This window comes from Roseateles sp. So40a, from assembly GCF_048081605.1.
Classification (GTDB): Bacteria; Pseudomonadota; Gammaproteobacteria; order Burkholderiales; family Burkholderiaceae_C; genus Roseateles.
In genome coordinates this window covers 477,529-498,533 of sequence record NZ_CP182288.1, presented here as the reverse complement: position 1 = coordinate 498,533, position 21,005 = coordinate 477,529, and the positions used below count along the sequence as shown (strand labels likewise).

The 21,005-nt window shown below is 68.1% G+C and carries 19 protein-coding genes; 11 read left to right on the top strand and 8 right to left on the bottom strand.

Annotated features, from left to right (window positions below):
* Positions 1-7 precede the first annotated feature (7 nt).
* The 11 genes from ACNI65_RS02275 to ACNI65_RS02225 all read left to right on the top strand — a co-directional run bounded on the left by ACNI65_RS02275 (position 8) and on the right by ACNI65_RS02225 (position 12,220).
* Positions 8-745 carry an SDR family NAD(P)-dependent oxidoreductase gene (locus ACNI65_RS02275; protein WP_416760929.1) on the top strand — a complete coding sequence of 246 codons (738 nt, stop codon included), beginning with the start codon at positions 8-10 and terminating at the stop codon, positions 743-745.
* The gene (locus ACNI65_RS02270; protein ID WP_416760928.1) at positions 742-2,100 is read left to right on the top strand and encodes an AMP-binding protein; all 1,359 of its coding nucleotides are present in this window, start codon (positions 742-744) and stop codon (positions 2,098-2,100) included. Before ACNI65_RS02275 ends, ACNI65_RS02270 begins: the two co-directional genes overlap by 4 nt.
* Positions 2,097-3,212 (top strand): acyl-protein synthetase, encoded by a 1,116-nt coding sequence (locus tag ACNI65_RS02265; protein ID WP_416760927.1) that lies wholly within the window; start codon positions 2,097-2,099, stop codon positions 3,210-3,212. The genes ACNI65_RS02270 and ACNI65_RS02265 overlap by 4 nt, the downstream gene beginning before the upstream one ends.
* Positions 3,209-4,453 carry an acyl-CoA reductase gene (locus tag ACNI65_RS02260; protein ID WP_416760926.1) on the top strand — a complete coding sequence of 415 codons (1,245 nt, stop codon included), beginning with the start codon at positions 3,209-3,211 and terminating at the stop codon, positions 4,451-4,453. Before ACNI65_RS02265 ends, ACNI65_RS02260 begins: the two co-directional genes overlap by 4 nt.
* Before the next feature lie 29 nt (positions 4,454-4,482).
* The gene (locus ACNI65_RS02255) at positions 4,483-5,244 is read left to right on the top strand and encodes a hypothetical protein (protein WP_416760925.1); all 762 of its coding nucleotides are present in this window, start codon (positions 4,483-4,485) and stop codon (positions 5,242-5,244) included.
* Position 5,245: 1 nt separating this feature from the next.
* Entirely contained in the window at positions 5,246-6,382 is a 1,137-nt protein-coding gene (rffA, locus tag ACNI65_RS02250; protein ID WP_416760924.1) for a dTDP-4-amino-4,6-dideoxygalactose transaminase, read from the top strand.
* A gap of 55 nt (positions 6,383-6,437) precedes the next feature.
* Complete coding sequence (locus ACNI65_RS02245) at positions 6,438-7,757, top strand: O-antigen translocase (protein ID WP_416760923.1); 1,320 nt, start codon at positions 6,438-6,440, stop codon at positions 7,755-7,757.
* Positions 7,754-8,950 (top strand): glycosyltransferase family 4 protein, encoded by a 1,197-nt coding sequence (locus ACNI65_RS02240; RefSeq protein WP_416760922.1) that lies wholly within the window; start codon positions 7,754-7,756, stop codon positions 8,948-8,950. The genes ACNI65_RS02245 and ACNI65_RS02240 overlap by 4 nt, the downstream gene beginning before the upstream one ends.
* Before the next feature lies 1 nt (position 8,951).
* On the top strand, positions 8,952-10,259 hold the full coding sequence (locus ACNI65_RS02235) for a hypothetical protein (protein ID WP_416760921.1): 1,308 nt from the start codon (positions 8,952-8,954) through the stop codon (positions 10,257-10,259).
* Between the two features lie 75 nt (positions 10,260-10,334).
* The gene (locus ACNI65_RS02230; protein ID WP_416760920.1) at positions 10,335-11,495 is read left to right on the top strand and encodes a glycosyltransferase; all 1,161 of its coding nucleotides are present in this window, start codon (positions 10,335-10,337) and stop codon (positions 11,493-11,495) included.
* Positions 11,492-12,220 carry a WecB/TagA/CpsF family glycosyltransferase gene (locus ACNI65_RS02225; RefSeq protein ID WP_416760919.1) on the top strand — a complete coding sequence of 243 codons (729 nt, stop codon included), beginning with the start codon at positions 11,492-11,494 and terminating at the stop codon, positions 12,218-12,220. The genes ACNI65_RS02230 and ACNI65_RS02225 overlap by 4 nt, the downstream gene beginning before the upstream one ends.
* A 72-nt stretch (positions 12,221-12,292) precedes the next feature.
* Here ACNI65_RS02225 and ACNI65_RS02220 read toward each other — a convergent pair whose 3' ends face one another.
* From ACNI65_RS02220 to ACNI65_RS02185, 8 genes are read right to left on the bottom strand one after another with little or no spacing between them, the layout of a single operon-like run.
* Positions 12,293-13,738, bottom strand: a complete 1,446-nt coding sequence (locus ACNI65_RS02220; RefSeq protein WP_416760918.1) for a hypothetical protein — start codon at positions 13,736-13,738, stop codon at positions 12,293-12,295.
* Positions 13,735-15,033 (bottom strand): methyltransferase domain-containing protein, encoded by a 1,299-nt coding sequence (locus tag ACNI65_RS02215; protein WP_416760917.1) that lies wholly within the window; start codon positions 15,031-15,033, stop codon positions 13,735-13,737. Before ACNI65_RS02215 ends, ACNI65_RS02220 begins: the two co-directional genes overlap by 4 nt.
* A gap of 23 nt (positions 15,034-15,056) precedes the next feature.
* Positions 15,057-15,251 carry a hypothetical protein gene (locus ACNI65_RS02210; RefSeq protein ID WP_416760916.1) on the bottom strand — a complete coding sequence of 65 codons (195 nt, stop codon included), beginning with the start codon at positions 15,249-15,251 and terminating at the stop codon, positions 15,057-15,059.
* 50 nt (positions 15,252-15,301) lie between these two features.
* A complete protein-coding gene (locus ACNI65_RS02205) occupies positions 15,302-17,173 on the bottom strand; it encodes a polysaccharide biosynthesis protein (RefSeq protein ID WP_416760915.1) in 1,872 nt (623 codons plus the stop codon).
* Between the two features lie 41 nt (positions 17,174-17,214).
* Positions 17,215-17,808, bottom strand: a complete 594-nt coding sequence (locus tag ACNI65_RS02200) for a sugar transferase (RefSeq protein ID WP_416760914.1) — start codon at positions 17,806-17,808, stop codon at positions 17,215-17,217.
* Positions 17,809-17,861: 53 nt separating this feature from the next.
* Positions 17,862-19,049, bottom strand: a complete 1,188-nt coding sequence (locus tag ACNI65_RS02195; protein ID WP_416760913.1) for a DegT/DnrJ/EryC1/StrS family aminotransferase — start codon at positions 19,047-19,049, stop codon at positions 17,862-17,864.
* Complete coding sequence (locus ACNI65_RS02190; RefSeq protein ID WP_416760912.1) at positions 19,046-19,771, bottom strand: class I SAM-dependent methyltransferase; 726 nt, start codon at positions 19,769-19,771, stop codon at positions 19,046-19,048. The genes ACNI65_RS02195 and ACNI65_RS02190 overlap by 4 nt, the downstream gene beginning before the upstream one ends.
* A gap of 13 nt (positions 19,772-19,784) precedes the next feature.
* Positions 19,785-20,999 carry a glycosyltransferase family 4 protein gene (locus tag ACNI65_RS02185; RefSeq protein WP_416760911.1) on the bottom strand — a complete coding sequence of 405 codons (1,215 nt, stop codon included), beginning with the start codon at positions 20,997-20,999 and terminating at the stop codon, positions 19,785-19,787.
* Between the last annotated feature and the right edge of the window lie 6 nt (positions 21,000-21,005).

Below are 21,005 nucleotides of genomic sequence, written 5' to 3'. Positions count from 1 at the left end.
TTTCCCCATGCAGGAACGCGTCGCCTTCGTCACCGGAGCTTCCCGCGGCATCGGCGCAGCTTGCGCCAGCGCGCTGGCGGAAGATGGCTACCGGCTGGTGCTGCATGCCAGCCGGCGCGAATCGCTTGACGGCCTGCTGGCCTCGCTTCCGCCGGAAGCGGCCGCCAGCGCGCTGGTGTTCGGCTACGACATGGTCGACAGCGACAGCATCGGCAAGGCCTTCCAGGACATCTTCAAGCAGTGCCGTCGCCTGGACGTGCTGGTCAACAATGCCGGCGTGATGGAGCCGGCCAAGCTCGGGATGATCTCGCAGCAGGCGCTGTCGCGCACGCTGGACGTCAACCTGGCCGCCGCCATCCTGCACATGCAGGGCGCGGCAAAGCTGATGGCGCGCAACGGCCGCGGCGCCATCGTCAACATGTCGTCGATCGTCGGCCGCTTCGGCTTCGAGGGGCAGGTCCCCTACGCTGCCGCCAAGGCCGGCCTGATCGGGGCCACGCTCGCCGCCGCGAAGGAACTGGCGGCGCAGCAGATCCGCGTCAACGCCGTCGCGCCGGGCTACATCGACACCGACCTCAACCGCCAGCACCAGGAAGACGTTCATCGGCAGAACCTTGCCCGTGTTCGCATGGGCCGCATGGGCGGTGCCGCCGAGGTCGCCGATCTGGTCCGTTTCCTGGCCTCCGATCGCGCCGCCTATATCACCGGTCAGGTGATCGGCATCGACGGCGGGATGAGCCTATGAGTTTCTGGGAGTTGGCCGCTCATGCGCCGGGCGACGTGGTGCTGGTCGACGTCGACGGCACGGCGGTCGACCGGACCGCGCTGCTCGAGCGCGTGCGTGCGCTCGAGGAGCAACTGACCGGCTTCGGCCCGCGCAGTTTCGGCTTCCTGCTGTGCGCCAACCGCGTCGAGGACATCGCCTTGCTGCTGGCCTGCCTGCGCCGCGGTCATGTCCCGCTGCTGCTGTCGGCCGACATGCCGGCCGACCAGCTCGAGGCGCTCGCGGCGCACTACGGGCCGGACTGGATCGCCGGCCGCGCCGGCCCGACCGGACCGGTGCCGCAGCCGTCGCGCGGCACGCCTGCCGCCGTGCTGCATCCGGCACTGGGGCTGCTGCTCAGCACGTCCGGCAGCACGGGCAGCCCTCGGCTGGTGCGCCTGTCGCGAGAAGCGTTGGACGCGAACGCGCGCTCGATTGCCGCCTATCTGACCCTGTCCGGTGACGAGCGCGCCATCACCTCGCTGCCGATGAACTACTCGTACGGCCTGTCGGTGATCAACAGCCACCTCGCGGCCGGCGGCACGCTGGTGCTGAACAACGACAGCGTGATGAGCCGCGAATTCCTGCAGCGCCTGGAGGACCATCGCGTGACCTCGCTGGCGGGCGTGCCTTCGATGTACCAGATGCTGGCGCGGACCGGCTTCTTCAAACGCCCGGCGCCCGCGCTGCGCACGCTCACGCAGGCTGGCGGCAAGCTGGACGACCGGATGACCCGGCTGGTGGCCGAGGCCGCCGAGGCGAACGGGCTGCGCTTCTTCGTGATGTACGGTCAGACCGAGGCGTCCGCGCGCATCAGCTTCGTTCCGCCGGAGCGCCTGGCCGGGAAGATCGGTTCGATCGGCATCGCCATCCCTGGCGGCCGACTCGACGTCGCGCCGGACAGTGGCGAGCTGATCTATGAAGGCCCCAACGTGATGCTGGGCTATGCGCAGCATCCGGCCGACCTGGCGCTGGGCGACGAACTCGGCGGCCGCCTCGCGACCGGCGACCTGGGTCGCGTCGACGAGGACGGGTTCTTCTACATCACCGGCCGGCTGAAGCGATTCGTCAAGATCAGCGGCAACCGCATCGGCCTGGACGAGGTGGAGCAGGCGCTGCAGGCGCACTTGCCCGGCCTGGTGTCCGTCGGCGGCAAGGACGACGGCCTGGTCGTCTGGATCGAGTCAGGCGACGCCGCCGCGATCGACGCCGCGAAGACCTTCCTCCGCGATCAGTTCATGATCCACCACTCGATGGTCAAGCTGAGGCTTGTGGACCATCTGCCCCTCCTGCCCACCGGCAAGAAGGACTACAGCCCGTTGCTGAGCAGTCAATGACGTCTTCCGACACGCTCCCTCCCGGCCCCGCCCAGGGACCGGCGCTTCCTCTGGACATCTCGCGCCCCTACGACTATCCCGAGTCGGTGAAGGGGCCCGCGTTGCTGTCCACGATGAACGAACTCACCCGCTGGCATCGTGAGCGCGGCGCGCCCTACGCGGCGATGGTCGAACGGCTTTTCGCCGAGGGCGACGCCGTCGCGCTGGATCAGGTGCCCTATCTGCCGGTGCGCCTGTTCAAGACCGCCGAGTTGCGCAGCGTGCCGGAGCAGGACGTCATCAAGACCTTGACCTCCAGCGGCACGACCGGCCAGGCGGTCTCGCGCATCTATCTGGACCGCGAGACCTCGATCCGACAGACGCGGGTGCTCAGCGCGATCATGGCGTCGTTCCTGGGGAAGAAGCGCTGGCCGATGGTCATCGTCGACTCCAGCAGCCTGCTCAATGATCGCAAGCGCTTCAATGCGCGCGCGGCCGGGATCCTGGGTTTTTCCACCTATGGTCGCGACCATTTCCATTGCCTGGATGACGCGTTGTCGCTGGACGTTCAGGGCCTGCAAGCCTGGCTCGACCGTCACGCCGACACGCCCGTCCTGCTCTTCGGTTTCACCTTCGTCATCTGGCAGGGCCTCTACCAGAGCGCGTTGCGCCAAGGCGTTCGCCTGCGCTTCCCCAAGGGCAGCCTGCTGATCCACGGCGGCGGCTGGAAGCGGCTGCTGGACCAGCAGGTGGACAACAACGAGTTCAAGGCGCGGCTGCATGAGCAGTTCGGCATCGACCACGTGCACAACTATTACGGCATGGTGGAGCAGGTCGGCTCGATCTTCATGGAATGCGAGCACGGCCGTCTCCACAGCCCGGCCTACGCCGACATCATCATCCGCGACCCCCACACGCTGCAGCCGGTGGCGGACGGAACCCCAGGCGTGATCCAGGTGCTCAGCGCGATTCCGCTGAGCTACCCGGGCCATTCGCTGCTGACCGAGGACGTCGGCACGCGGCACGGCAGGGACGACTGTCCTTGCGGCCGGCACGGCAGCCATTTCTCCGTCCACGGCCGACTGCAGCAGGTGGAGATGCGCGGCTGCAGCGACACGCGAGTCATGGCATGAATATCCGATACATCCTCGGCGCCCCCGAAGGCGCGCCCATCGCGCAGGTCCTGTCCACCTTGCGCGCGCAATCGGCCTGGCGCCCCTTCGACGAGCGGGCGGTGGCCTTCGTGCGCCGCTTCTCGCAGAAGCTGCTGACCTCGGCAGGCATCCGCCAGCACCCGGAGCTCGCCGCGCTGGGCCATTGGTTCCGCGGCGCCAACCTGCAGACCCTCGCCGGCAAGTACCCGTTCGAGACCCCGGAGCAGCTCAAGCTCGGCCGCGGCCTGGCCTTCCACCTGGCGCCGAGCAACGTGGATTCGGTGTTCATGTACTCGTGGCTGTTGTCGCTGCTCGCGGGCAACGTGAACCTCGTCCGCGTCTCGCAGAAGGCGAGCGCGCCGCTGGAGTTCCTGGTCGGCGCGCTGGCGCAGACCTTGGCCGAGGACGTCGGCATCCCGGTGCGGGACCGCATCGTGCTGCTGACCTATCCGCACGATGAGCAACTGACTCGCCAGATCTCGGAGTCGTGCCTGATCCGCGTGGTCTGGGGCGGCGATGCCACGGTGCGGGCGCTGCGGGCGATTCCGCTCCGGCCCACGGCCACCGAGATCTGTTTCCCGGACCGTTTCTCCGCCTGCGCGATTCGCGCCTCGGCGGTGCTCGAAGCCGACGACGCCGCGCTGGCGCGTTTGGCCGCGGGCTTCTACAACGACGCTTTCTGGTTCGCGCAGCAAGCCTGCTCGTCACCGAGGCTGGTGGCCTGGGTCGGCGAGGAAGCGGCCATCGACGCCGCCGCCGCGCGCTTCTGGACTGCTGTGGACGCCGAGCTGGCCCGTCGGCAGCCGGAGAACTCCGAGGCCATGAACATGGCCCGTGTCGCGGCCAGCTTCGAGTACGCCGCCGCCAAGCTGGCCCGCCCCGCGGTCGCCGGCGAGCTTCGTGGCGCGCATCCGATGCGCCTGCGCCTGGAGGCCGCGCTGGACGAGACCGCCAAGACGCTGCATTGCGGCAACGGCCTGTTCCTTGAAACGCGGCTCCCGCGCCTGGCCGCCCTGGCGCCCCAGCTCTCGGACAAGGAGCAGACGCTGGCCGTGCACGGATTCCCGCGCGAAGAGCTGGTCGAGCTGGCGCTGGCGCTGCCCGCTCGCGCCGTCGACCGCTTCGCCAAGTTCGGCGAGGCCCTGTCGTTCGCGCCCGTGTGGGACGGCCAGGACCTCATCACCACCTTCAGCCGAAACATCCTGCTGCCGAACGGCTGACTGATCCGCCGGTTTTCCAGAGACCTGACATGCCCCGCTTCACCGTCGATACCGCTGCGCTCGAATGCCGCCGTACCCCTTGGGACGAGCGCGTCTTCGGGCATCCTTGCGCGGAGATCACCCTGCTGGATCCGGCAGGCGCAGACGACGCCACCCTCGCGTCGCTGCTTGCACGATTCGATGAATGGGCGGCCGCGGAGGGCGTGCGCTTCGCCTACGGCCGCTTCACGCCGTCCGCGCAGGACAAGCGGACGCTGCATCAGGCCGGCTTCTACTTCGCCGAGGCCAGCTACCGCATCCGTCACACCCGGATCCAGTCGACCGAGGCCTTCGATCGCCTGATCCGGCCGGGCCCCGTGCTCGAGCCCGCGCGCGAGGAGGACTATCCCGCGCTGCAGGACATCCTCGCGGAGGACTTCCTGCACGGCCGCATCCACGAGGATCCGTGGGTGCAGCCCGAGGACGCGGCCAAGCGCTACCGGCTCTGGCTGCTGGACCTGGTGGCCCAGCAGCACGAGGTCCTGACCTATCGGCTCAAGGGCGAGGTGATCGGACTGCACGTGCAACGCGCCACCGACACGGTCGCCGACCTCGTGTTGACGGGCGTCAAGCGCAGCCACGCGCTGCTGGGCGTGCCCCTGTGGGCGGAGGCGCTCCGACTGAACCGCCTGCGCGGCATCCGCGAAGCCCACACGTTGATCTCGGCGGCCAACGTGCCGATCCTCAATCTCTATCGGCGCTTCGAGTTCCAGTTCGATGCGCTCCTCCTCGGTTTCCACAAGCGCTACTGACATGACCACGATCCCCTTCAACAAACCCTATCTCCATGGGCGCGAACTGGTGTACATCGCGCAGGCCGTGGCGTCCGGCAAGATCTCCGGCGACGGTCTGTTCACGCGGAAGTGCCACGCGTTCTTCGAGGAACGCTACGGCTTCGCCAAGGCGCTGATGACGACGTCGTGCACCGACGCGCTGGAGATGTGCGCCCTGCTGTTGGACATCAAGGAGGGCGACGAGGTCATCGTGCCGTCGTTCACCTTCGTGTCCAGCGCCAACGCGTTCGTCCTGCGCGGCGCGAAGCTGGTGTTCGCCGACAGTGAGCCGAACAACCCGAACATCGACGCCGCCCAGATCGAGGCGCTGATCACGCCGCGCACGCGCGCCATCGTGGTGGTGCATTACGCCGGTGTCGCCTGCGACATGGACCGCATCGACGAGATCGCGCGCCGCCACGGCGTGACGGTGATCGAGGACGCCGCCCAAGGGATCGACTCGTTCTACAAGGGCCGTCCGCTGGGCAGCATCGGCGCGCTGTCCGCCTTCTCGTTCCACGAGACGAAGAACGTGATCTCCGGAGAAGGCGGCCTGCTGGCCATCAACGACCCGCGCTACATCGGCCGGGCCGAGATCATCCGCGAGAAGGGCACCAACCGCAGCTCGTTCTTCCGCGGTGAAGTCGACAAGTACGGCTGGGTGGACGTCGGCTCGTCGTTCCTGCCTTCCGACATCGTCTCGGCCTACCTGTTCGCGCAGCTCGAGAACCTGGACACCATCCAGCAACGTCGCAAGGCGATCTGGCAGCGCTACTGGGATCAACTGGCACCGACGCTGCCGGAGTACGGCATCACGCTGCCGACCATCCCGGAGTACGCGACCAACAACGCGCACATGTTCTATCTGGTCTGCCGCGACCTGGACCAGCGCACGGCGCTGATCGCCGCGCTGAAAGAGCAAGGCATCCACGCGGTCTTCCACTATCTGTCGCTGCACGACAGCCCGTACTTCCAGCAGAAGCACGACGGTCGGGCGCTGCCCCACAGCGATCGCTACACCAACTGCCTGGTGCGCCTGCCGCTGTTCTATGAGCTGAGCGATGCGGATGTCGACCGCGTGACCGCGGCCATCCTCGGCGCGCTTCAGCGCCGCTGACCGGATCCGGACCGATGCGTCCTGACAGGAGAGGACGCATCGGCGTCAAGCGGCAATGAAAGCCTACAAGTCCACTGCGCTGCTCGCCGCCTCCACGGCGACGCGCATGCTACTGGCGCTGTATACGGTCAAGATCACTGCCGTCACCCTGGGCCTGGCGGGCACGGGGGTGATCGGTCAGTTCAACAATCTGCTGCTGATCAGCACGATGCTCGCCGGTGGCGGCATAGCGTCGGGCATCATCAAGGCCGTCGCCGACCCGGATACGCCGCTGAGCGATGTGCGTCACAAGCTGAGGTCGGCGCACGGCTACGCCTGCATCTGCAGCGTCGCGATGCTGGCCATCGTGCTGGTCGGACATCAGTTCCTGGGCGAGCGCCTGCTGCCGACGGCGGGAGCCGGTGCCTTGCTGATCGCACTGGCCGTCGGGCAATATGGGCTGTTCCACATCGCGGCCCTGAGCGCCGTGGTCAACGGACGGGGGCGCCAGGACCTGTTCGCCAAGTCCAGCCTGGCCGCTGGCGTCGTGGGCGCCATCGCCGTCACGATCGGATGCCTGGCATTCGGGCTTCCCGGCACCCTGGTCGGCATGTTGCTGGGCGCGCTGAGCCAGTGGCTGTTCCTGCACTTCCTCGCCAGTCGCCACCTCCCCGAATGGGCGCCGCTCGGCAAGCCGAGTTTTGAGATCGCGGACCTCAAGCCGTGGATCCACTTCAGCCTCCTGTCGCTGATCACCGTCGTGGGCATGCCCACGGCGCAGATCGCCGTGCGCAACGCCTTGGCAGCGTCCGCGGGTTGGGAGATGGTGGGGGTGTGGCAAGCCATGGTGCGTCTCTCTGACGCGTACCTGCAATTCGGCCTGCTCTTCCTCAGCGCGTTCTACTTCCCGCGCCTGGCGGCCGCGCCGACCATCCCTGCCTGCGCGGCGGTGATCCTGCGCTATGGGCGTGTCCTGCTCCCGGCGATGGTGGGCCTTTGCGCCGCCATCTACCTGCTTCGTTTCCAGATCGTCCCCTTGCTGTTTTCGTCCGCCTTCCTCGGCGTCACCGACCTGTTCATGCCGCAACTGATCGGCGACGTGGCGAAAATCGCGAGCTATCTCATCACCTACGCCTTCCTCGCGACAGGCCGCTACAAGCTGTCCATGGCGGCCGAGCTGGTGCAGGCGGCGCTGTTCTGGGTCATGGCGCGACACGTGGGCATCGAGCACGGTCCGGCCGGTGTCGCCTGGAGTTACGCGGCTGCGTACATGACCTACTTCGTGCTCGTCGCGGGCACCATGCTCGTGCTGATCCGCCAGGCCAGCCGGACCGCTGAACGCCGCGGCGCGGCATCCGACAACCTTCCTGAGGCTGGCCCTCACAGCCCAACATGAAGATCGCCATCGTCAACCAGCACTTTCACATCGGTGGTGTCGAGACCTTCCTGCTCTCGCTGATCGGCCAGTTCAAGCGCATGGGCCATGACGTCCATGTGTTCCTGCTCGATCCCGACGGCGCAAACGCCCTGCTGCCCGATCTCCGGGCACTGGGGGCCACCGTCGAGCCGTTCCACGAGCTGCGCCGAGGCGGTCCTGCCCCGACGCGTCGCTTCGACGTCGTGATGTTCACCAACACGGATACCTTCCTCGCCGTGTTGCGGGGCCTCAGCCGAGGCGACTTCGAGGCCGACCGCGTGATCGCGGGGGCCTACCAGACACGGATGTACTGCCTCGACCGGGGGCCGTTGAATCTGCACAACCGACTGGTCCGCGCCTCATTCGCGCAGATGCCTGTCCCGAACGTGATCTTCGCCAACGACGCCTGCCGCGACGAACACCGGCGCCTGACGCCGGGCATGGCGGATGCGCCCATCATCCCGTTGATCGTGGACGGAGAGCGCTTCCCCCGCCGGGCGCCGCGCGATCCTGGCGGCCCGCTGCGCCTGGTCTCGATCGGGCGCCTCGATCATTTCAAGACCTACAACGTCACCATGCTGGACGTCGTTCGACGCCTGCGCGACCTGGGTCACGACGTGTCCTGGGACGTCTACGGGACCGGCATGCTGCAGGCGCGCATGGCGTCAAGAATCACCGAGCTCCAGCTGGAGTCGCACGTGCGATTGCTGGGCAACGTCGACTACCGGCGCATTCCGGAGGTCCTGGCCGGCGCGTTCGCTTTCGTCGGTTCGGGGCTGAGCATGATGGAAGCGGCCGCCTGCGGTGTCCCGTCCGTGCCGGCGATCGAATACGCGGACTTGCCGCAGACCTTCGGCTTCCCGCACGAGATCGAGGGCATCAGCTTCTTCGAGCCCAGCCTGGCACTGCCTCGTCAGGACATCGGGGATCGCCTGATCGAGCTGCTGCAGGCCACGCCCGAGGCCTACGAGGCGATCGGCGATGCGGGCCGGGCCAAGATGTCGCTGTTCTTCCCGGCCAGCGTGGCGCGCCAATACATCGAATCATTCACGGCGGCCTCCACCGCGCGCCCGGCCCTGGGCGCGGTGCGGCATGCCATCTTCCGCGCATCGGCCGCGGCGCACCGCGATGGCGTCGTGGCGTTGAAACGCCTTGGCTTGCGAAAGCATTGACATGCGTGTCTACACGATCCTGTTCACCCTGGCGCTCAACTTCGCCACGTTGGCGAGTTACTTCATCTACGCGGCCGACCTGCCCTTCGCGCAGCAGATGCTGGCGGTGAAGGATCTGCTGCTGATCGGCGGCGTGTTGCTGATCCTGCCCAGCCTGCTGGGCCGCCTGGCCCGGCTCAAGCTGGAAACCCTGGACTGGCTGATCCTGCTGGCCATCGCCTTCAACCTGGTGGCCTTCGTCCTGTCGGATGCGCCGATGAGCGATCGGGTGTTCAACTTCCGGCGCCACCTGTCGTTCCTGCTGGTGCTGCTGATCTTCCGCGAGTTCGGCACCGGCTTCCGCTCCGAACTGTCCTACTTCCAGTTCCTCAAACCGATCCTCGTCGTGCTGTGGGGTTTCGGCGCGGTGGAGGTCTTCCTTCCCGACAGCTTCTGGAATGACTTCGTGGGGATCACCTCCTACTGGGATGCGCTCAGCGTCGACCCGTTCTCGACGCCGACCATCGGCGAGAACGGACGCTTCTACAGCTGGGACCTCTTCGCGCTCTTCGGCGAGGTCCGACGCATGGTCTCGTTCTATTTCGAGCCGACCACCCTGGCCGCCTTCTTCGTCGCCGCCCTGTGTTTCAGTCTGATGGGCGGCGCCCGTGAGCGCTTCTGGGCCGTGCTGATCGCGGGAATCGGCCTGCTGACCGTCTCCAAGTTCTTCGCGCTGTCGATACCGTTGGCCTTCGGGGCTTATGCGTTGCGCAACCATCTGCGGCCCGGCCTCTTTCTCGGGTTCGTCTCCGCCTGCATCGTCGTGAGCGCGACGGTCATCGCCCTGGGCATCGACGCCGGCGCGCTGGCCCACCTCAAGGGCATCTCCTCGCTCGTCGAGATCGTCATGCAGAACAAGTGGCTGGGACTCGGCCTGGGCGCGGGAGGCAACTACGCGGACGCGGAGCTCGAAAGCGCGGAGATCGGCGCAGAGAGCGGGTTCGGCAACATCGCCGCGCAGCTGGGGCTGATGTCGATCGTCTACATCCTGATCCTGAACAGCCTGTACATCAGCCTGTTGAGCCGATACCAGCGCACGCGCCAACCGATCTACGCCGCGGCGATCGCCGGCCTGATCTGCTGGACCCTGTCGTTCTTCCTGTCGGCGTCCTCGCTCGGTCTGTCCGGCAACGCGTTCATCTTCATCCTCATCGGCGCCGTGCTGCATCGCAGGGTGGAGCCCGGCGTCCAGGCACCGGCGACGACAGCCGCCCGCGACCCGCAACCGGCCACCGACGCCAACCCCGTCACGGCGCCCGCCACCTCCTGAACCGACGCTGCCGCGAGACGTCTCCCCCGTGGCCCGACCGAGGAGACGTCGAGGCGCGAGACCACGCCCACCGCCATGACAACGAAAAAGAAACTGCTGTTCATCACGCCCACGCTGCCTGAATCAGGGGACTCGGGCGGGCTGATCGTGACCCTGGAGCGCATCGAACTGCTCGCGCGACGTTTCGACGTCACGGTGCTGGCCATCACGGCGTCCGAGGCCGCGATCCGGAAGTGTCGCGAGCGCTTCGGCCTGCAGGCCGTCCATCATGCAGGCGCGCTCCGCCCGCGCACGATTCCCGGCCTCGCGAGGTCCTGGATCGAGGGGCTGCCCCTCGCGATCTGGCGCAATGTCGATCCGGCCTTCCTGGACATGGCGAGGTCCTTGAGCAAGCAGCACTTCGACATCACCTACGTGGACCATTGGCTCATGTGGCCGGCGATGCAGGAGCTCGCCCATCCCGGCTACCGCGTGCTCAACCTGCACAACGCGGAGCATCTGCTGTTTGTCCGCGCGGCCGAGCGCGCCCGGTTCCCGATGCGTCAGGTGCTTCAGTCCGAGGGACGGCGCTCGGCCGCCTACCTGCGCGACATCTGCCGCTCGGCGGACGAGCTGCACTTCATCTCCCATACCGACATGGACGAGGTCATGCGCCTGGGAGGCATTGAAACGCGTTCGCGGGCCTTCCTGCCCTGGGTGCCGGTCGACGACGGCAGCTATGGCAGGTTCGGCGGAAACGCCCTGTTTGTCGGCACCATGTCCTGGGCGCCCAACGCGGAGGGCGCGCGCTGGTACGAGGACCACGTGGCGCCGCTGCTGCCCGCCGGCCTGATCACCGACGTCGCCGGCGGCTACATCAACGGTACGCCCCCGGAAGCCCCCCATGCCCAGGTGCGATGGCACGGACGCGTGCCCGACCTGTCACCGCTCTATCAGCAGGCCGGTGTGTTCGTCGCGCCCCTGCTGTCGGGCTCCGGCATCAAGATGAAGATCCTGAACGCGCTGGGGCGCGGACTGCCCGTCGTGACCACATCGCTCGGCGCGGAGGGCTTTCCGGCCGGTTGGGAAGACGCGGTCGTGGTCGCCGATGACCCCCAGGACTTCGCCGACGCGGTGCGCCGCCTGACCACCGATCGCGACGCCTGGCAACGTGCCGCCGCCGCGGCCAAGCCCTACCTGCAGCGACATTTTTCTCCGGAGCAATTCAATCAATGGACCGAACAGACCGCCCGGTGAACCCCTCGTCCGTGCGTTTCGCCGGGCTCACCTTCCAGGGACCGACTCGCGCGTCGATCGCGGCCTTCCCCCCGTTGGCCCTGGTCATCACGGTGAATGCCGACTTCATCGTCACCGCGCACGAGGACCCGCGCTTCGCCCGGATCATCAACGAGAACTGCGCGACCTTCGACGGCCAGATTCCGTTCGCCGTGGCTCGCCGGCTGGCGCAGCCCCGCGGCGCCGCCATCGAGAAGATCAGCGGCTCGGACCTCGTGCCTGAACTGCTGGCGGAAGCCGCCAGGACGGGACGGAAGGTGTTCCTGCTCGGTGCGACGTCCGAGGCCAATGCCGCCGCGGTGCAAGTCGCGCGGGAGCGCTTCGGTGCGGACGTGGAGGGTTTCTCGCCCCCGTTGGCCGCCTATCCGTTCCCCGAGGACTGGCGACGCCAATGTCGGGCCCGCATCGAGGCCTATCGACCCGATTACATCTTCGTGGCGCTCGGCGCTCCCAAGCAGGAGTTCTGGATGGATGAGGAACGGGCCTGGCTGGAACCCCTGGGCGTGCGCCTGTGCATCGGTTGCGGCGGAAGCCTGGACTTCCTGTCGGGCCGTATCAAGCGCGCGCCGGTCTGGATCCAGAAGATCGGGCTGGAGGGCGTCTACCGCGTCCTGGCGCAACCTCAATGGTTCCGCATCAAGCGGTTGCTGCGCAGCTTCCTGATGTTCAAGTACATCTTCCGCTGATCCCCGGGGCCGACGGGCCCTCGAGGCTCAAGGCGTCGTGCTTCGGGGCGTCGCGGCTCAGGGCATCGTGGCTCAGGGCGTCGTGACGGCGGAGACCGGCGCGTCGAGCACGTCGAACACTTGCTGATTGCTGTTGAAGGGGGCCAGCTCCGGCAAGGCACCATCGGCGGCGACCAGCAGGGGGACCTTGCTGTCCTTGAGCTGCTCGCTGCCCTGGCAACGCCGCGCGGAATAGGTGCCGTTGCTGCACCAGCCGTCGACCCTCAGCGGATGGTCGGACGTGACGATCACCGCGATGTCCTTGATGCCGGCCGCGCGCAGCCGCTCGACCGACGCCGAGGCCAGCCGCGCCGCCTTGCTCGTCCCGGCGGCGTACTGCTCCACGAAGGTCTGCCGGGAGTCCGAGGCCGGAGGGTGCGGGAACGGCAGATGCGCGTACAGCATGCCGCCCTGCTGCCAGAACGGCGCCTGCCAATAGGCCTGCTCCGTCCGCTCCACCAGCCTGGTCCAGCTCAGGTGCTGTTCACGGTGGCAGCGCTCGGGCATCGTCAGCCCCATGCGCCGACGAACCGCGCAGACCCAGCGATCCGACCAGTCGAACACGCCCAAGGGGGACTCGCGCCGGCACCACCGCAGGCCCTGCATCGCGCAATAGGGATGGTAGAAACCGACGACATCGATGTCCTGACGACTCGCCAGGACCTTCGAGAAATCGAGGATGTCCCGCCCGCTGCAGATCGCGGAGTTGCTGCAGGGCTTGGGGTCCTTGAACGGTCGGCCCAGCCACATCGCCGGGACGACCTTCGCGGTGCCATCGCCGACCGGCTCCAGCGGGCGATGCGCCACGTGCAGTCCCTGCGCGGTCAACGCCGCCTGGATGCCCCCGACCGCCGCGTCATTGAGCTCGTCGAACAGCAGGATCAACACGGTCCGATCCCGTCCGAAGGCCGGCGAGGTCTGCGACGCGGCCGGGGCGGTTGCCGCCTGTCGCGAGGGCCAGCTGAGGGACGGCGCGCTCCAGAGCGCCATCGCTGGCGGCAGCAGCACGAAGAGCATCGCCGCCACGGCGATGGCCATCGGCCCTCGAGTTGCGAGCGCAGAGGCGGACGCCGCCGGCATGCGCCGCAGCAGCCAGGGCATCGCGATCAGCAGCCCCACCGCGAGCGCGGCCGAGAGGATGACACCCGCGACGAAACGCTGACCGCTGGCACCACCGAACAGCACGATCCAGGCCCACAGCACCGCGGCCAGCACCAGGTATCGCGCGGACAAGGTCGCCGCCCAGGCCTTCGGAGCCCAGCGTGCGACCAGGCGTTCCAGCAGATAGAAGCCGCCCAGCGCGATCAGCCAGGCCATGTTGTCCAGTTGCGAGTAGAGCGCGTGATAACGATCCCTCACGAGCACCTCGATCCAGGCCGAGGTCCAGACCGCGGCCGCGGCCGCGGTGCATGCCCGGTCGAGGCCTGGGCCCGGGCCCGTCGTCGGTGTCTCCCGAGCTGCCGGCGCGGCGTCCGTCATTCGACGCGCTCCAACAGCGCCAGCGTGCGGGTCGCGCCGGCCAAGGGTTGGCTCGAACGCAGCACCAGTCCGGCGGCCTCGAACGCCTGCTGCTGCTCCGCCACGGTCGGAAACGCGTCCTCCCGATTGCGCTGCCCTTGCATCAGGGCGATCTGGCGATCTTCAGGGGCAATGAACTCGACCACCAGCCAGCGCCGGGTGCAGTTCCTGGCGAACCGGACCACCTCGGTCAACGGGATCGACGCCCCCAGGACCAGGTGGTGGATCAGCGCGAGCATCATCACCAGGTCGGCCCCCTCTCGCAGCCGTTCGGGCAGACCTGCATGTTCCGCGGCGTTCCAGCCGAAGCCACCCCGCAGGTCGTCCAGTTGCGCCACCACGAAACTGATCTGCAGCGACGGCTGAGCCACCGCTCGCGCGATCGCGCCCGCATCCAGGTCCACCGCGACGACATGCGCGCCCGCGGCAGCTGCCAGACGCGAGAACTCGCCCGAGTTGCAGCCCAGGTCGAGCACGCGCCGGGGTGCGAGCTCAGCCAGCCAGTGCTGGATGTGTTGCCGTTTCTCCGAGAGGTCGTCGGCGGTGTAATGGCCGCGCTCGCTCACATAGTTGCCCCAGGTGCTGGGGTCAGGCCGGCGTTGGCCCGGATCAACCCCGCGCAGCATCCAGTCGAGCGACTGGTTCAGGCCCGCGCGGAATCGGCGGATGCCTGCCAGGTCCGCCGAGCCGTTCCGGGCGACAGGAGCCGGAGCGGCACCGCCGGCCGCGCCTGCCGCGGTCAACGGCCAGTAGCGCGTCAGGAACCGACCCGGACCGAGCATTCGTCGAGCCACCTCGTGAGGCACGCCGTCCCGCCAGGCTTGAAACGCCTTGCCGACCGGAAGGCCGCGACGCTTGGACAGCAACAGGGGCAGGATGAAATGCCGGGCGAATTGCCCCGCCGGCCACCAGCGCTTGTGCGAAAGCGGATCGAAGGACAACAGGTCGCAGAAGACCGGCTTGCCGCCGTCAAAGATGACGTTCCAGGCCGAGGCATCCTTCAGGTCGAAGCCGGCCTCCAAGGCTTCCTGCTGCAGCCTCAGCGTGAGCTCCGCCGCCTGGAAGAGCTGCTGGTCGCACCATTCCGACGGGAGGCTGACGAACGGGATCCGTCGGGCGGTCACCGTGTGCTCGTCCACGATCTCGAAATCCACGAGATCGCCGCGCGCGCGCCAACGCTGCGCCAGCTCGGAACGAAGGAAATGGTTCTCGCGCAGCGGCGCGCGCAGATGGCGCACCACCCGATCCGCCTCCATGACGAGGCGGGCAGCCGGATCTCTCATTTGCGCTTGAAGCGTTCGATCAGGCGCTTGAAGGCGGCCACGGGATTGCGCACGAACACGAGGAACGCACCGACCGCGGCGATCAGACCTTGCCAGACGAGCATGCCGGTGCCGGGGTCGACGTAGGCATGGGCGGTGAGCGGCACGGTGCCGCCGAGCAGCAGCAGGAGGAAGAGGCGACGGTGTTTCATGTGATCTTTTTTCAGTCCCTGGGAACTTCACACCGTCGTGGCCCGCCGCCTCAGCGACCGCGTGCCTGGTACTCCGGTACGAAGGACTGGACCCGCCGGCGAATCTCCAGTTCGGGCAGATCGGGCGATCGCGGCGTGAGCCAGTCGACCATCTCGTCCAGCCACCGGGCAGAGGCCGCTTCCTGCAGCTTCGCGATCCGCAGGCGCGGATGCGGAGAAGCCAGGGTCACGTCGGCATCGGCCAGCAGTTCCTCGTAGAGCTTTTCGCCGGGCCGGAGCCCAGTGAACTCGATTGTCACACTGTTGTCACGGCGTCCCGTCATCCGCAGCATGTTGCGTGCCAGATCGACGATCCGGACCGGCTCGCCCATGTTCAGCACGTAGACCTCGCCGTCGCGCGCCATGGCCGCGGCCTGCAGCACCAGGCGGGCCGCCTCGGGGATGGTCATGAAGTACCGCGTGATCTCCGGATGCGTCACGGTGATCGGACCGCCCTTGGCGATCTGTTCCTTGAACTTGGGAATCACGCTGCCACTGGAGCCCAGCACGTTGCCGAAACGCACGGCCATCAACTTGGTTCGTCCGCTTCGCGCCGCCAGGCTGGACAACACCATCTCCGCCGCCCGCTTGCTCGCCCCCATCACATTGGTCGGGTTGACGGCCTTGTCGGTGGAGATCAGCACGAAGCGCTCGGCCTCGACCTCCATCGCCGCGAGCGCCGCGCGGTAGGTGCCCAGCACGTTGTTGCGCAGGCAGCCCCACGCGTTCTCCTCCTCCATCAACGGCACATGCTTGTAGGCCGCCGCATGGAAGACCACCTGCGGCCGGTACTTGCCGAAGGTGAAGCGCAGATGCGCCAGGTCCTTCACATCCCCGATCAACCGCACCAGCGGGATATGCGGGAACTTCTCGCTGAGTTCCTGCTCGATCGAATACAGCGCGAACTCGCTCAGCTCGTACAGCACGATCCGCGACGGGCCGTACCGCGCCACCTGCCGGCACAGCTCCGACCCGATCGACCCGCCCGCCCCGGTGATCAGCACCACCTTGCCGCCCAGGCACTCGCTGATGCCGCCCTCGTCAAGCTCCACCGGCTCACGCCCGAGCAGATCCTCCGGCTCGATGTCGCGCACCTGGTTGACCGTGCGCCCGGCCAGCAGCTCCTCGCTGCTGGGCACCGTCAGCACCGCCAGCCCGGTCTTGCCCGCCAGGTCCAGCGCGCGGCGGCGCTGCGCCGTCGTCGCCGCCGGCATCGCCACGATCACATGCGTGATGCCGTGCAGGTCCGCCTGCCGCGTCGCATCCTCCAGCACCCCGATCACCGGCACCCCCGCGACACGCGCCCCGCGCTTCTCCGGTGCGTCGTCCAGGTAGCCCACCACCACCCAGCCCTGCTGATGCTGGATGCCCGCCACCAGCAGCCGGCCCGCGTCGCCCGCGCCCATCACCAGCGCCCGGCGCTGCTCCTGCGCGCTGCCGCTGATGCGGCTGCGCATGTGCTCGTAGAGCATGCGGTAGCCCATGCGCATCGTCGCCAGCGCCATCAGCGTGAACACCGGATGCAGCGCCAGCACCGCGCGCGGCACCTTGGTCAGCTGCGCCATCAGCACCGCCACCGCGCCGATCAGCCCGGCGATCACGCACACCGCGGCCAGCCGCTTGACCTCGCCGAAACCGCTGAATCGCCACATGCCCTTGGGTACGCGGAACAACTTCAGCAGCACGCCGTACAGCCCCACGATCGCGAGCATCACCCAGTGGTCGTAATCGGGCCGGGCCTCGAACCAGCGCTCGAAACCGAGCCGGAACAGATACGTCGCCTGCCACGCGAGCGCCACCGCCGCCATGTCCAGCGCCAGCGCCAAGGCCTCGCGGTACGGACGGATCCGCGTCAGGAAGGCATCCAGGGACAACCAGTTCATCGTGTTCTCTTGGCCTCTTGGTCTCTTGTTCTCGTGTTCGCTCAGGCCTTGATCGCGCCCAGCGTCGCGAGGATCAGCCGGATGTCGCCCGCCAGGCTGGCGTTGCGCACGTAGTCCGCCGCCAGGCCGAGCTTCATCGGCATCACCACTTCCACGTACTCGCGCTCCGGATCGGCCGCGCGCGCGAGCAGCTCGCTCTCGTTGCGAAAGCTCAGCGACGCCGGATCGGTGATGCCCGGGCGCACCGACAGCACCAGCTCGCGCAGCGCGTCCGGGTACAGCGCGACGTAGCGCGGCACCTCGGGCCGCGGCCCCACCAGGCTCATCGCGCCGCGCAGCACGTCCCACAGCTGCGGCAGCTCATCGACCTTGCTCGCGCGCAGCCAGCGGCCGCTGCGCGTGATGCGCGCGTCGTCGCCGATCGTGATCTGCGGCCCCAGCGTCGGCGCGTCCACCCGCATCGTGCGGAACTTGTGGATGCGGAAGGGCACGCCGAACCGCCCCACCCGCTCCTGGCGGAACATCACCGGCCCGCGCGAGTCCAGCTTGACCCACACCGCCACCGCCAGCAGCAGCGGGCTCAGCAGCAGCAGGCCCACGCCCGCGCAGAGGATGTCGAAGAGTCGCTTGGCCATCGGCCGTTCCTGTCCCTGTCCTGGTTCCTATCCCTGCCTCAGGTCCGACGCGCTCAGAAGCCCAGGCTGCGGCGCACCGCGGCGATCACGCGCTCGACCTGCTCGTCGGTCATCGCCGTGTACAGCGGGATCGTCACCGTGCGCTCATAGGCCTTCTGCGATTCGGGGAACATCTCCGGCGTCAGGCCGTAGCGCTCCTTCCAGTACGGATGCTGGTGCAGCGGCACGTAATGCACGCTGCAGCCGATGCCCTGCTCGAACATGCGCTCGATGAAGACATCGCGCGACACGCCCGCTTCCACGGCCGCATCGGCCAGGCGCAGCACGTACAGGTGCCAGCTGTGCACGTCGCCCTCGGGGGCTTGCGGCGGCAGGATCAGCGGCAGGTCGGCCAGCGCCTCGAAGTAGCGCGCGGCGATCTGCTCGCGGCGCTGCTGAAACGCCGGCAGCCGCTTGAGCTGGTGCAGACCCATCGCCGCGGCGATGTCGGTCAGGTTGTACTTGAAGCCCGGCGCGACGATCTCGTAGTACCAGCTCGGCACCTTGGCCGTGAAACGGTCAAACGCGTCGCGGTTGATGCCGTGCAGACGCATCACGCGCGCGCGCTTGGCCAGCTCCGCGTCGCGGGTCACGAGCATGCCGCCCTCGCCCGTGGTCATCGTCTTGTTGGCGTAGAAGCTGAACACCGTGGCATTGCTGCCCATCGTGCCGATCAGCTCCTTCTCCAGCGTCGTGGGCAGCGCGTGCGCGGCATCCTCGACGACCTTCAGTCCGTGCTTGCGCGCGATGTCCAGCAGCGTGAGCATGTCCACGGCCAGCCCGGCGTAATGCACCGGGATGATCGCCTTGGTGCGCGGCGTGATCGCGGCCTCGATCTGGTCGAGCGCGATGTTCATCGTCTTCGGATCGATGTCCACCAGCTTCACGTCCGCGCCCATGTAGCGCACCACCTCGGCGGTGGCGGTGAAGGTGTGCGTCGTGGTGATGACCTCGTCGCCGGGGCCGATGCCCAGCGCCTCCAGCGCCAGGTGCAGGCCGGCGGTGGCGGAGTTCACCGCGACGCATTCGATCTGCGGCTCGTTGAGGAACTCGGCGAAGGCCTGCTCGAAGCGCCTGGCCTTGGGGCCCGTCGTGATCCAGCCGCTGCGCAGCGTGTCGACGACTTCCGCGATCTCCTCCTCGCCCAGCTCGGGCAGCGCGAACGGGAGGAACGGGAGCTTCTGGTCGGGGTTCTGGCTCATGGTGTCTTGGTGATCAGCGCCAGCACGTGGCTGCGCAGGAAGGGCAAGGTGTTGAGGACGCGGTAGGCGCCGGGGTGGACCCGGCACGCGGCGCGCGCGATCGGCGGGGCCAGCGTGACGCGGCGCACCGTCGTCCGGCCCTCGGGGAACAGCGCGCGCACGCGTGTCAGCGGCACGCCCCGGACATCGGGATTGCGCGGATTGTCGACGATGAAGTCGTACCAGAGCACCGCCCCGCCCGGCCGCACCCAGCGCCACATCGCTTGCGCGAGCCGCTGTTGCAGGCCGTCGTCCAGGATCGAGGAGAACACCGTGGACTGCATCACCAGGTCCTGGCTGCCGGTCTCGACCTCGGCCTGCGACGCGTCGCCCGCGAGCAGCCGCACCTGCTGGGGCAGCGCGGCGCGCGCGGCCTCCAGCCGCTCGGGCAGCAGCTCGATGCCGGTCAGGTGCTCCGGCAGCAGTCCCAGCCGCAACATGTCCATCAGGTTGCCGCCGGCCCCGCAACCGACTTCCGCCATGCGCCAGCCGCTGACCGGCGCGGCCGGATCGGGCTGCGCCGCGCGATGCGCCGCGAGCAGCCGCAGCATCGCGGCCTGGCGCTCATGCAGCATCTGCCACACCTCGGGGCGCAGCAGGCTGTAGCGCTCCAGTCCCGCGAGCCGCTGATCGCGGCGGGCATAACGCTGGGCGATGGCCTGGAGTTCTCGGTCCTGGGTCATGTCATCGGAGGTCTCAACGTACTGCGTCGATGAAACGCTGCGCGAGCACCGGGTAGGTGTGATTCGCCAGCACGAATTCGCGGCCGCGTCGGCCCATCTCGGCGCGCTCCTCGGCGGGCACGGCGGCCAGCGCGATGAGCCCGTCCGCGACCGCGCGCGGATCCTGCGGCGGCACGGTCAAGCCGGCACCGGCCTCGGCCACCGGATCGTTGCCGGCCTCCACCGAGTGCAGCACCGGCCGCTGCGCCATCATGTAGTCCATCAGCTTGTTGGGGGCGATGCCGAAGCGATAGATCGGCGTGCGCTGCCAGCCGATGTAGGCGATGTCGAAGCCCTTGAGCAGCGACGGGATCTGCGCCTTGGGGATCGCCGGGAACATCGCGACATTCGTGAGCCCCTCGTCGCGCACGCGCGCCTCGAGCTGATCGCGCAGGTGGCCGCCGCCGACCAGCACGAAGCTCAGCGCCCGGTCCTTGAGCAACCTGGCCGCGTCGAGCAGCACGTCCAGCGCGTTGGGCTCGCCCATCGATCCGGCGTAGCCGACCACGGTGCGGCCGGCGGCGCGCTCGGCGTCCAGGTGCGCCTGGATCGCGGGTTCCAGCGGCTCACCGTGCTCGGACCATTCGTCCAGCGTGATGCCGTTGGGCACGATGTGGAGCTTCTTGAGATCGAGCCCGTGCGCGGCCATGTGCGCATGGACCTTGGGCAGCATCGACACGACGACATCGGCGTCGCGGTAGGCATCGTTCTCGGCCTTCTGGCACAGCATCGCGAACGGGTGCCACTTCGACATGCCCGAGAGCTCGATCGGCGACAGCGGCCACAGGTCGTGGACCTCGTAGACGAGCTTGGCCTTGGCGAGTTTGGCGACGCGTCGCGCGACCCAGATGTCCATCGGGTAGGTGCTGGACGCGATGACGACATCGGGCGCGAACTCGCGCGCGAGGATGTCGGCGTCCTTCCAGACCTGGCGGCAGAAGGACCAGATGTTCTTGACCCGGCCCGTGCCGTTGCCCTGGTACTCGGGCGTGTCGTAGAAGAGGTAGTTCACGCCGCTCATCGCGGCCATGCCGGGCTCGGGCTGCGTCGTGCGCACGTGCGAGTAGGACGCGCCCAGGATCAGCGCCTGGTGCCCGGCCCGGACCCATTCGCGGGCCAGGTAGAACGGGCGGAATTCCATGCCGTGCTTCGGCGAGCCGGCGTAATGGTTGATGAGCAGCAGCTTCATGGGGAC